At 43.1% G+C, this 11,347-nt stretch carries 11 protein-coding genes and 3 tRNA genes; 4 read left to right on the forward strand and 10 right to left on the reverse strand.

Features of this window, described 5'->3' with window-relative positions; translation table 11 throughout:
- Position 1: 1 nt before the first annotated feature.
- The 7 genes from nusA to tpiA all read right to left on the reverse strand — a co-directional run bounded on the left by nusA (position 2) and on the right by tpiA (position 3,809).
- Entirely contained in the window at positions 2-1,486 is a 1,485-nt protein-coding gene (gene nusA, locus PJ15_RS12930) for a transcription termination factor NusA (protein WP_004774096.1), read from the reverse strand.
- 37 nt (positions 1,487-1,523) lie between these two features.
- Positions 1,524-2,048 (reverse strand): ribosome maturation factor RimP, encoded by a 525-nt coding sequence (gene rimP / locus PJ15_RS12935; RefSeq protein ID WP_004774094.1) that lies wholly within the window; start codon positions 2,046-2,048, stop codon positions 1,524-1,526.
- Between the two features lie 199 nt (positions 2,049-2,247).
- Positions 2,248-2,324: transfer RNA gene (locus PJ15_RS12940), tRNA-Met, on the reverse strand.
- Positions 2,325-2,412: 88 nt separating this feature from the next.
- Positions 2,413-2,489: transfer RNA gene (locus PJ15_RS12945), tRNA-Met, on the reverse strand.
- A gap of 45 nt (positions 2,490-2,534) precedes the next feature.
- Positions 2,535-2,619, reverse strand: a tRNA-Leu gene (locus PJ15_RS12950).
- Between the two features lie 56 nt (positions 2,620-2,675).
- Positions 2,676-3,005: a preprotein translocase subunit SecG gene (gene secG / locus PJ15_RS12955; protein ID WP_005255466.1), complete on the reverse strand. Its 330-nt coding sequence runs from the start codon at positions 3,003-3,005 to the stop codon at positions 2,676-2,678.
- A gap of 12 nt (positions 3,006-3,017) precedes the next feature.
- Positions 3,018-3,809 carry a triose-phosphate isomerase gene (gene tpiA, locus PJ15_RS12960; RefSeq protein WP_004774091.1) on the reverse strand — a complete coding sequence of 264 codons (792 nt, stop codon included), beginning with the start codon at positions 3,807-3,809 and terminating at the stop codon, positions 3,018-3,020.
- A gap of 371 nt (positions 3,810-4,180) precedes the next feature.
- Between tpiA and pilB the strand changes: the two genes are divergently transcribed.
- The 4 genes from pilB to coaE are packed head-to-tail and all read left to right on the forward strand — an operon-like array spanning position 4,181 to position 8,617.
- Positions 4,181-5,893, forward strand: a complete 1,713-nt coding sequence (gene pilB / locus PJ15_RS12965) for a type IV-A pilus assembly ATPase PilB (protein WP_004774090.1) — start codon at positions 4,181-4,183, stop codon at positions 5,891-5,893.
- A gap of 24 nt (positions 5,894-5,917) precedes the next feature.
- On the forward strand, positions 5,918-7,144 hold the full coding sequence (locus tag PJ15_RS12970; RefSeq protein WP_004774089.1) for a type II secretion system F family protein: 1,227 nt from the start codon (positions 5,918-5,920) through the stop codon (positions 7,142-7,144).
- Between the two features lie 5 nt (positions 7,145-7,149).
- On the forward strand, positions 7,150-8,010 hold the full coding sequence (locus PJ15_RS18895) for a prepilin peptidase (RefSeq protein WP_047431455.1): 861 nt from the start codon (positions 7,150-7,152) through the stop codon (positions 8,008-8,010).
- Position 8,011: 1 nt separating this feature from the next.
- On the forward strand, positions 8,012-8,617 hold the full coding sequence (coaE, locus tag PJ15_RS12980; RefSeq protein WP_047431458.1) for a dephospho-CoA kinase: 606 nt from the start codon (positions 8,012-8,014) through the stop codon (positions 8,615-8,617).
- Here coaE and PJ15_RS12985 read toward each other — a convergent pair.
- The 3 genes from PJ15_RS12985 to PJ15_RS12995 form a co-directional block, all read right to left on the reverse strand.
- Positions 8,614-9,525, reverse strand: a complete 912-nt coding sequence (locus PJ15_RS12985; protein ID WP_047431461.1) for a DMT family transporter — start codon at positions 9,523-9,525, stop codon at positions 8,614-8,616. The two genes, coaE and PJ15_RS12985, sit on opposite strands and share 4 nt — an antisense overlap.
- 31 nt (positions 9,526-9,556) lie before the next feature.
- Positions 9,557-10,303 carry a 23S rRNA (guanosine(2251)-2'-O)-methyltransferase RlmB gene (gene rlmB / locus PJ15_RS12990; protein WP_004774084.1) on the reverse strand — a complete coding sequence of 249 codons (747 nt, stop codon included), beginning with the start codon at positions 10,301-10,303 and terminating at the stop codon, positions 9,557-9,559.
- A gap of 193 nt (positions 10,304-10,496) precedes the next feature.
- Positions 10,497-10,823, reverse strand: a complete 327-nt coding sequence (locus tag PJ15_RS12995) for a pyrimidine/purine nucleoside phosphorylase (RefSeq protein WP_004774082.1) — start codon at positions 10,821-10,823, stop codon at positions 10,497-10,499.
- Positions 10,824-11,347 lie beyond the last annotated feature (524 nt).

Genomic DNA, 11,347 nt, shown 5'->3' on the forward strand with positions numbered 1-11,347 from the left:
CCTAGTTAAACCATGATTCACGTGCTTTCATGATTAACTGACCCGCTTTGTCATGACCTAAACCTTCGATATCAGAAATATCGTCAGTTGCTTGGTCTGCCAAATCATCAACAGTAACCACACCACGCGCCGCCAATGCATACGCAATCTCAGTTGTCATACCTTCCATACCGAGAAGTTCTGCACTTGGCTCTTGAATATTTTCTTGCTGTTTCAATGCATCCGTCAAAGCAGCTTCTTTCGCACGACTCTGTAGCAATTCAACCAAATCAGCTTCAAGCTCGATTTCGTCAAATGTTTCAGCTGGAACGTAAGCAATCTCTTCTAATGAAGTGAAGCCCATTTCAACCAATGCCATTGCCAAGTCTTCTTCAATATCAAGACGTGTAATAAACATGTCTAAATATTGCTGTGCTTCATTTTGCTGACGAGCACGATACTCTTCTTCTAACATCATGTCGAGTTTATAACCCGTCAATTCAGATGCTAAACGAACATTTTGCCCTTGCGAACCAATTGCACGCGCTAACTGATCATTGGTCGCAAAGATGATGTCAGCACTACGTGCATCTTCATCAAGGACAATACCTGATACATCAGCTGGCTCTAACGCACTTGCGATATATTGTGCTGGATCATCAGACCACACCACCACATCAATACGCTCACCGTTCAACTCTTGCTGTACAGCTTGGATACGTGTACCACGCATACCAATACATGCACCTACTGGGTCAATACGATGGTCATTGGTTTTCACTGCAATTTTAGCACGAACACCCGGTTGACGCGCTGCTGCTTTAATTTCGATGATTTCTTCAGAAATTTCTGGAATTTCTTTCTTCATCAATGCAATCAGCATTTCAGGACGTGCGCGAGACAATAATAATTGTGCGCCACGACCTTCACGGTTTACATTGTACAAAATTGCATTGATACGCTGTTTAGGACGTAAAATTTCTTTGTGAATGGTTTCTTCACGCGCCAAGTAAGCTTCAGCGTTGTCACCAAGATCAATGATAAAGCCATCTTTGGTTTGCTTTTTCACTTCACCGTAAATCAACTCACCGACTTTAGATTCATACGCATCTGCAACCAGTGCACGCTCTGCTTCACGAATCTTCTGTACGATCACTTGCTTAGCGATTTGCGCAGCAATACGACCAAACTCAATTGATTCAACTTCAAGCTCACGTACATCACCGATTGACCATTTCGCAGGATCTACATCAGAAATTGCGTCTTGGCATGCTGGCATTTCATGATCTTCATCCGCAACAACTGTCCATTGACGGAAGGTACGGTAATCACCAGTTTTACGATCAATCTCAACACGGAGTTGAGCTTCTTCAGAATGTGTGCCTTCGTAAAACTTTTTCTTCGTTGCCGCAACAAGTGCTTGCTCTAACGCTTGGAAGATCGCTTCACGACTAACACCTTTTTCATTACTAACCGTTTCTGCAACGGTAAGAATTTCGCGGCCCATAAGTCACCTACCGATTTCTTATAAAATTAAGTTAATATTAGTCTTGATAGATTAAATTTGCTTTATCAATATTATTACTATCAATTTCAAGCACATGATTACCTTCAACTTCGACCTGAATGATTTCATTTTCCAAGTCTACAGAAAGTAATTTCGCCTGAAATTTGCGACGGTTCTCGACAGCAGCAATTAATCGTAAAGCCACTTGTTGCCCGATATAGGCAGGTAATTGATTAAGTTGGAAAAATGGACGATCCCAACCTGGTGATGATACTTCTAAAGCATATTCACCCGAAATTGGATCATGGACATCAAGCATTGCACCCACTTGTTGTGTTACCAGAACACAATCCTGAACGCCAATACCACGCCCGAGTTCAACTTCACCATCTTCATTGAGGACAGGTTCAGCATTTTCATCTACGACTTTATCGATATAAATACGTAGTAAAGAACGCTTACCTTGTGGCAGGAATTCAATCCCCCACAGATCTACACCACACGCAGCTACAGCTGGCGCAATAAGATCATGCAATGCTTGTGATTTATTTGATAATTTCATGTACTCTCGTCGCTCTTATACGAGCCAATCAATCTTAACCGTATAGTGAAGCACGACTATTTGACCAATTGATGTCGAACAACTACACGATAGCTAAACAACCAATAAAAAAGGGCGTAAATCGCCCCTATGTTACACAGAAAAGCTTAGCCCACTGTGCAAAAAGGCCCACCTTATTGTGAGCCTCTTTTTAGAAACTTGGTAGCGGGAGCTGGATTTGAACCAACGACCTTCGGGTTATGAGCCCGACGAGCTACCAGACTGCTCCATCCCGCATCAACGTGCAAAAATTATATACAAATATGAAAAAAAGTCAATTTAAGTTTTCTTCATATCCGTCTGATTAAGTTGCACCTTAATCAAATGGTAGCGGGAGCTGGATTTGAACCAACGACCTTCGGGTTATGAGCCCGACGAGCTACCAGACTGCTCCATCCCGCAACAACACAAACACTGCATACACCGTACTTAACTGGTTATTAAGTTTGGTGCGGAAGGGGGGACTTGAACCCCCACGCCCGAAAGCACTACCACCTCAAGGTAGCGTGTCTACCAATTCCACCACCACCGCAGTTTGTGGGACGCATTCTATTCCTTTAAATACAAAAAGGAAAGTCCTAAATCGACTTATTCAGCCGTTTTAGGTGCATTTGATGAAGTTTCAGGCGATGTTGCCGGCGCAGATGTCGTCGTTTGAACAGTTTTCAAACTATATGCATCTGTGGTTTGTTTCTTTGCAAACACAGCGAGTGTCAAACTGGTGACAAAAAACAGCGCTGTAAAAATCGCAGTCATACGAGTTAAAAAGTTGCCTGCGCCTGAAGCACCAAATACGGTTGCAGCACCGCCACCACCAAATGATGCGCCTGCTTCTGCACCTTTACCTTGTTGTACCAGAACCAAAGCAATAATCAAAATTGCTAGAATGATGTGTACAACGAGTATAAAACTATACATCTCTATTCCTCGTTATTTGCTTTGCGCAAATGCTTTTGCGATTTGGTAAAAAGATTGCGCATTTAAAGATGCACCACCCACCAAAGCACCATTAATATCTGGGCATGCCGCCAATTCAACCGCATTTTCAGCTTTTACACTACCACCATACAAGATCGCAGTATTTGCGCCAAATGCAGTAATCTGCTTTAAGCCTTCACGAATTTTTGCATGCATCGCCTGAGCATCTGCGGGTGACGCGGTTTTACCCGTCCCGATTGCCCAAATCGGTTCATACGCTACCACAATATTTTGCCATTGTTCAGCTTTTACCACCGCTGCAATATCACAAATTTGTTGTAATACGACTTGCTCTGCTGCACCCTGCTCACGTTGCTCCAGACTTTCACCGACGCAATAAATCACGGTTAAACCTGCGCTTAAGGCATTTTGCAGCTTTGCTTTTAATATTTCGACATTGTCACCGAATAATTCACGGCGTTCTGAATGTCCAATCAATACATATTCAATCTGACTGTCTTTTAACAGTTCCGCACTCACTTCACCTGTGTAAGCACCTGTACCTGCCACACGAGAAAGATCCTGAGCCACGGTATAAACGGCTCTGGCGGCATCTTTTAACTGGGCATGGACACCAGTCAGCGCAATCGTCGTTGGCGCTACACCAATATGACATTGCTCAGGAGAAATATTGTCCTGCTGTAATAACTGCTTAAATTCTTCTATTAGTTGGAAAGCATTCGCATGCATTGGATTCATTTTCCAATTGCCAACAACCCAAGGGGTAATGGTCGAGTTCGACATACTTCGCCCGCCTACTGTTAATTTTCAAAAATGCTGCATATTTTACACGGATTTTTATAAAATTCAGTTTTTTTCTATTGTTTAGATATAAATCAATTTAAAATTTATCTGAATCTAAAATATGCTTTGTTTTACAACGCACATCGCTCTCGTATTTATTTGAAAACAAGAAGCTTCTGGCTGGAAAAAGTATAGGATCAATTTAGAAATTAACGTATTACATAAAATTAATTTGTAAAAAAACTCGATCAGTTCAAAGTTTAGCGATGAATCAAGGCAAAAACGACACTTTCTCTAGTGGCATTTTTGCCTAACAAAAGTATAATTTTTAGGATACATATTATAAACATTTATTGTCATAAGGCGGACAGATGTCAGGATTACATACGTCTCCAAAGTTTTCGGGGTTTATTCGACGGTTAGTTGAAGACAGTCATCTGTCTGCGGCAACCATGCAATCAGCGATTGATGCTGCTAAAAGAGCACAACAAGACATCGTCGCACACTTAATTGAACATCATCGTTTATCGCCACTTACCATTGCTGAAACCATTGCAGCCGAGTTCGGCGAACCTCTGTTTGATCTGGCAGTCTACGATACTGCCTTGCTGCCGCGTGATCTGGCTGACAACAAACTGATTCAGAAACATAGAGTCGCTCCCCTGCTGCAACGAGGCCAGATTCTATACGTTGCCACCAGTAACCCGACCAATATCGAAGCTCTGGATGCAATTCGCTTTAATACCAAGCTCAATATCGAACCGATCATTGTTGAACACACTAAATTAGAAAAACTGATTGAACAACAATTTGGGGATTCTGGGAGTTTTGACTTTGGCGATAGCGAAGATTTTGATCTGGATATTGATGTAAGTCAGGATCCAGCAAAAGAAGAAGACGATGCCCCACAAGGCGATGAGTCACCGATTGTTAAATATATCAACAAATTACTGATTGATGCGATTCGCATGGGTGCATCCGATTTACATTTTGAACCTTATGAAAAAATGTATCGGGTTCGCTATCGCGTTGATGGTGTACTCCGTCAAATTGCCAATCCGCCTTTACAAATGGCAACGCGTTTAGCGTCTCGTTTAAAAGTTATGTCGCAAATGGACATTTCAGAAAAACGGATGCCTCAAGATGGTCGTATTAAATTAAAGCTCTCAAAAACCAAAGCCATCGACTTCCGTGTGAACTCACTGCCGACGCTGTTTGGTGAGAAACTGGTGCTGCGTATTCTTGATCCATCCAGCGCCATGCTCGGAATCGAAGCACTCGGTTACGAAGATGAGCAAAAAGCTTTATTCATGGAAGCGCTGGATAAGCCTCAAGGCATGCTTCTGATCACTGGCCCAACGGGTTCTGGTAAAACGGTCTCGTTATATACAGGCCTCAATATCCTAAATACTGAAGATACCAATATTTCTACGGCCGAAGATCCTGTCGAGATCAATCTGGAAGGGATCAATCAGGTCAACGTTAATCCTAAAACGGGTCTCACCTTCTCTGCTGCATTGAAAGCCTTCTTACGTCAGGATCCAGACATCATCATGGTGGGTGAGATTCGAGATCTGGAAACAGCAGAAATTGCCATTAAAGCTGCCCAAACAGGCCATATGGTAATGTCGACACTGCATACCAACAGCGCACCTGAAACCTTGACCCGTTTACGTAATATGGGCGTACCGTCCTTCAATATTGCCACTTCGGTGAATCTGGTGATTGCACAACGCTTGGCACGTCGCTTATGCTCTCAGTGTAAGACACCGATCGACATACCGAAACAAAGCCTTTTAGAGCTTGGCTTTACTGAACAGGATATGGCTGATCCTGATTTCAAAATTTTTCAGCCTGTGGGTTGTTCTGAATGTCGTGAAGGCTACAAAGGCCGCGTTGGTGTTTATGAAGTCATGAAAGTCACGCCAGAAATTTCTAGAATTATTATGGAAGACGGCAATGCCTTACAAATTGCAGCCGCATCAGAACAAGCAGGTTTTAGTAATTTACGTCGTTCAGGTTTAAGAAAGGTGATGCAAGGAATTACCTCTTTGCAGGAAATTAACCGCGTGACAAGTGAATAAAATCAATAAAAAGGATTAATAATCATGGCAGCTAAAAAAGCGCAAATGATGCCAACTTTTGCTTATGAAGGGGTCGACCGGAAAGGAGCAAAAATTAAAGGGGAATTACCAGCACGTAATATGGCTTTGGCGAAAGTCACCTTGCGTAAGCAAGGCGTCACTATTAAGAATATTCGGGAAAAACGCAAGAATATCCTTGAAGGTCTGATGAAGAAAAAAGTCACGACGCTGGATATCACCATTTTCACCCGTCAATTGGCAACCATGATGAAAGCAGGCGTACCACTGGTACAAGGCTTTGAAATCGTTGCAGAAGGTCTGGAAAACCCTTCTATGCGTGAAGTGGTATTGGGGATCAAGGGTGAAGTTGAAGGCGGTAATACTTTTGCTGGCGCCTTAAAAAAATACCCGCAATATTTTGATAACCTGTTCTGCTCGCTGGTGGAATCCGGTGAACAATCAGGTGCGCTCGAAACCATGTTAGACCGCGTTGCGATCTATAAAGAAAAAAGTGAGCTGCTCAAACAGAAAATTAAAAAGGCCATGAAATATCCAGCCACCGTTATTGTGGTGGCTGTGATTGTGACCATTATTCTGATGGTTAAAGTTGTACCTGTATTTCAGGACTTGTTTAGCTCTTTTGGTGCAGATCTGCCTGCGTTCACAAAAATGGTCGTGAATATGTCCAAATGGATGCAAGAGTACTGGTTTATCCTGATTATTGTGATTGGTGCAATCATTGCAGCCTTTTTGGAAGCAAAAAAACGCAGTAAAAAGTTCCGCGATCTTCTGGACAAAATGGCATTGAAAGCGCCTATTTTTGGGGATCTGGTGTATAAAGCGATTATTGCGCGCTATAGCCGCACATTGGCCACGACATTTGCCGCAGGCGTACCGCTGATTGATGCCCTAGAATCAACTGCGGGGGCGACCAATAACGTCATTTATGAAGAAGCAGTCATGAAAATTCGTGAAGATGTCGCGACAGGTCAGCAACTACAATTCGCCATGCGTGTTTCAAACCGCTTCCCTTCGATGGCGATTCAAATGGTCGCAATTGGTGAAGAGTCTGGTGCTTTAGACAGTATGCTGGATAAGGTTGCCACTCATTATGAAAACGAAGTCGACAATGCCGTAGATGGTTTAACGTCTATGATGGAACCGTTAATCATGGCTATACTTGGTATTTTAGTCGGTGGCCTCGTTGTTGCCATGTATCTACCAATCTTCCAAATGGGTTCTGTGGTCTAATACGCATGCAACAAATTATTTATTATTTTATTGAAAACCCAACTGCACTTTATCTTGCGGTTGGGCTTTTTAGTTTATGCATTGGCAGCTTTTTAAATGTTGTCATCTTCCGCACCCCAAAAATGATGGAGCAAGAATGGCATCAGGAATGCCAGATGCTACTTAATCCAGAACAACCGATAATTGACCAAAGCAAACTGACCTTGAGTCAACCTGCTTCGACCTGCCCCAAATGCGACTCTGCGATTCGCTGGTACCAGAATATTCCTGTTATTAGCTGGTTAGCGCTGCGGGGTAAATGTGGAAGCTGCCAGAATCCAATCAGTATTCGTTATCCGTTCATTGAACTGCTGACCATGCTGTGCTCGCTGGTGGTGGTTGCTGTTTTCGGCCCTACTCTAAAGATGCTATTTGGTTTAGTGCTCACTTGGGTATTGATCACACTGACCTTTATTGATTTTGATACCCAATTGCTGCCAGACCGCTTTACCCTTCCCCTAGCTGCCTTAGGTTTAGGAATTAATAGTTATGCCATTTATACCTCTGCCAGTCTGGCAATCTGGGGCTATATCATCGGTTTTTTATGCCTCTGGATCGTGTATTACATTTTCAAATTAATCACGGGTAAAGAAGGCATGGGCTATGGCGACTTTAAACTGTTAGCCGCCCTAGGTGCATGGATGGGGCCAATGCTGCTGCCTTTAATTGTGCTACTCTCTTCAATGGTGGGTGCGATTATTGGTATTATTTTGATGAAAATGCGAGGTGAAAATCAGCCATTTGCATTTGGACCTTATATTGCAATTGCAGGCTGGATCGCCTTTTTATGGGGCGATCAGATCATGAAAGTTTATTTAGGTGGTTAATATGAGTTTTATCTTGGGTATTACAGGCGGTATTGGTAGTGGAAAATCGGCTGCTACACAATGGTTTGAATCCCAAGGTATTACGGTAGTCGATGCGGATATCGTGGCAAGAGAAGTGGTTGAGCCAGGCCAACCTACATTGCAAGCGATACAACAAGCCTTTGGCGACTGGGTTTTATTAGAAGACGGCAATTTAAATCGAAGAGCGCTGCGTGAGCATATTTTCCAGTTTCCAGAAGCTCGTCAAACGCTGGAAAAAATTACCCACCCAGCCATTCGCCAGTCTATTATTCAGCAGTTACAACAGGCCGAAAGTCCTTATGTGATTTTAGTTTCACCTTTACTTTTTGAAACCAACCAGCATGAACTCACGCATCATACCTTGTTGGTGGATGCGGATGAGCAAACCCAGTTACAACGGGCCAGTCAGCGTGATGGGCAAAGCGAAGAACAAATTCGTAAAATCATTGCAGCACAAATGCCCCGCGTTCAAAAGCAACAGCTTGCCAATGATATTGTCATCAATGATGGCTTATTAGAGCATCTGCATCAGCAACTTAAGCCATTGCACTTGAGTTATTTACAACGCGCAGAACACGCCTTCTAACGCTGTTTTTGCTGAGCCAACTGCGCAGCCAAGCTGTCTTTACGGAACCAGCGCCATGGCTGCAATGCGCCAATCCCCATCCCGATCAGGCCACAAACAATCGCGGCATTCAATGGTTCATTCAATAAAGGAACTGCAATAATCGCAGCAATGAAAGGTGCCAAGGTTACAATACTGCCTGTTTTAAATGCACCTAATCGCTCAATAGCAGCCACATAAGTCAGCGTTGCCACAATAACAACCAGAACACCATGAAAAAGCCCTTGAATCAATAAATGTGCAGGCGTTGCCTCATGAAAATGCTTGGGAATAAATAGAAGATAAATAGGGAGATAGATGATTGCAGACCAGATCACCACACCCGCAGTTGCGTGCCATGCAGAGAGCTTCCACTGTTTCAGCAAAACAGTAAAAATTCCCCACCAGATTGCACTGACAAACAGAAGCAGATCTCCGACGCCCAATCCTGAGGCTTGATCATGCAGCATCAAATAGCTCATGAGTACCAAGGCACTCATCATGATGATTAAGCTCACCCAAGTATGTTTATCAAAAGGTTGTCTAAATAAGATATAGGCAGCGACGGCGGTACATAGCGGAATACAGCCATTGAGGAAAATGGCAGCATGTGCGGCTGGTGCATGTAAAAAGGCGGTATAGACGGTAAGGCAATACACCAGTCCACCAATCAGCGCCAAAATAACGGGGCGTGGATTCCATAAAAAGGCGAGATCTTTTTTATAGATCAAAACTGGCAATAAAATCAGGGAAGCAATGGCGAAACGCATGGCCACCAGATCCCAGACACTGACATGCCAATGTGCATTGAGGCGGGAAAAAATCGTAAATCCGCCCCAGATACACATCGTGATCAGGACAAAGAAATAGCCTTGCGTACGAGCAGTCATTTGGGCTTACATAGAACAATATGAGCTTAAATTATACACCACGTTGACGGCAGGCTTCATACAATGCCATACCTGTTGCCACACTGACATTTAAACTTTGCAGATCACCCGACATCGGGATATACACGGTATGATCACATTGTGACTGGGTAATTGGTCTTAAACCCGTATCTTCAGCACCCATGACAATCACGACAGGACCTTTAAAATCACATTGATGAATCGGCAATGCTTTTTCATCCAGCATGGTACCAATCACACGGGTGTGTGTGCTGTCTTTCAGATGTGCCAAGGTTCTTGCCAGATTGGTCACTTGAATAAACTTAACTTTCTCGGCACCACCCGCTGCAACTTTACGCGCTGTCGGCGTCAAGCTTGCTGAACGATCACGTGGCACAATCACTGCCTGCACCCCCATCGCTGCCGCAGTACGAATACACGCGCCAAGATTGTGTGGGTCAGTCACCTGATCAAGCGCCAATAACAACGCATCTGGAGACTGCTGCATGAGTTCATCCAGATCTTTTTCATTCAAGGTCGGATGTGGGCGAACTGCGGCAACCACCCCTTGATGGAAAGGTAAACCAGCCAGTTTCTCCAGACTGTCACGACTGGCTTTTTGAATACTGATGCCAAAAGGTTCAGCAAGCTGCAAGATTTTTTGCAAACGCTGGTCATCTCGACCTTTTAATGTAAATAAAGTCAAAACGCGTTCAGGCTCTAACTCCAACAATGACTCCACCGAATGAACGCCATAATAATATTCAGGTTTTGCCATGAACAACCTCGTTTAGCACTTCCTCTTTTACAAAAAAGAGAATTAGGAATTTTGAAAAATAAAAATCCTGCAAAGTGACTTTACAGGTGAGGAGCGATTATAGCTCCGCAAGAGTACTTAATAAAAAAATCCTGCAAAATGTCTTTACAGGATTTTTATTGACTCTAGTGTACTCGATTTAGAAAGGAATAGGTTAGCCTTCTAAATGACAGACATAATCAAGTACATCGTCTGCTTCAATCAGAAAGGTACTATTGCCAGGGACATAGAATGACTGACCTGCACGGAATAATTCACTTTCTGTACTATCTGCGATTTTTACACGACATTCACCAGAAATAATTTCCATACGCTCTGGTACATGTGTTTCAAAAGTTAAAGGCTGTTCAGTGGGTAAAATTACACCTAAAGTCTTTTTTGTACCATCTTCAAATTGTACTGTATGGCTGATACATGCCCCACCAAAATACACATTCGATTTCTTGATGACCGTTACATGATCAAACTGCACTGAACTCATGCGTACTCTCCAAATAATGCCGCATTTATATTAGGTTATGCTGGACGTAGTTTAATTGTGCCGTGACAACTAATCAATCCATTTTCTGGGCTAAACATAGCAATTTTCATACCTGAGCGAAGATAAGCAAAGTGAAACTTTGCCTGAGCGCAAGACGAGCAGCTATGCTGCGAGTGGCGAGGAAGCGTAAAGCAAAGCTTTGCCTGAGCGCAAGACCTTGCGCCATATATGGCTCATATGCTACGAGTGGCGATGAAGCAAAAAGCGAAGCTTTGCCCGAGCGCAAGACGAACAGCTAGACTGTGAGTAAAGAGGAAAAACAAAGCGAAGCTTTATCCTGAGGAACAACTCAAATTCCGCAAGAAGACGAGTAGCCAAGCTGCGAGTAGCAAGAAACATTAATATATTTACCCAAACGCAAAACCTTATCTCATCCATATAAATGTTGAAGAAAAAGCCAAGAGGTCAAACACATAACAAAATAATCTTCTATCCATACAGTAAATAAGGAAAATCCTACATTC

The sequence above is a fragment of the Acinetobacter sp. neg1 genome (genome assembly GCF_000788125.1).
Taxonomy (GTDB): domain Bacteria; phylum Pseudomonadota; class Gammaproteobacteria; order Pseudomonadales; family Moraxellaceae; genus Acinetobacter; species Acinetobacter vivianii.

Excerpts from the sequence above, each read along its gene's own strand:
- PJ15_RS18895 (WP_047431455.1), top strand. The coding sequence starts at position 7,150 with ATGCAACAAATTATTTATTATTTTATTGAAAACCCAACTGCACTTTAT.
- secG (WP_005255466.1), bottom strand. The coding sequence starts at position 3,005 with ATGTATAGTTTTATACTCGTTGTACACATCATTCTAGCAATTTTGATT.
- pilB (WP_004774090.1), top strand. The coding sequence starts at position 4,181 with ATGTCAGGATTACATACGTCTCCAAAGTTTTCGGGGTTTATTCGACGG.
- PJ15_RS12985 (WP_047431461.1), bottom strand. The coding sequence starts at position 9,525 with ATGACTGCTCGTACGCAAGGCTATTTCTTTGTCCTGATCACGATGTGT.
- tpiA (WP_004774091.1), bottom strand. The coding sequence starts at position 3,809 with ATGTCGAACTCGACCATTACCCCTTGGGTTGTTGGCAATTGGAAAATG.
- nusA (WP_004774096.1), bottom strand. The coding sequence starts at position 1,486 with ATGGGCCGCGAAATTCTTACCGTTGCAGAAACGGTTAGTAATGAAAAA.
- PJ15_RS12995 (WP_004774082.1), bottom strand. The coding sequence starts at position 10,823 with ATGAGTTCAGTGCAGTTTGATCATGTAACGGTCATCAAGAAATCGAAT.
- rimP (WP_004774094.1), bottom strand. The coding sequence starts at position 2,048 with ATGAAATTATCAAATAAATCACAAGCATTGCATGATCTTATTGCGCCA.
- coaE (WP_047431458.1), top strand. The coding sequence starts at position 8,012 with ATGAGTTTTATCTTGGGTATTACAGGCGGTATTGGTAGTGGAAAATCG.
- PJ15_RS12970 (WP_004774089.1), top strand. The coding sequence starts at position 5,918 with ATGGCAGCTAAAAAAGCGCAAATGATGCCAACTTTTGCTTATGAAGGG.
- rlmB (WP_004774084.1), bottom strand. The coding sequence starts at position 10,303 with ATGGCAAAACCTGAATATTATTATGGCGTTCATTCGGTGGAGTCATTG.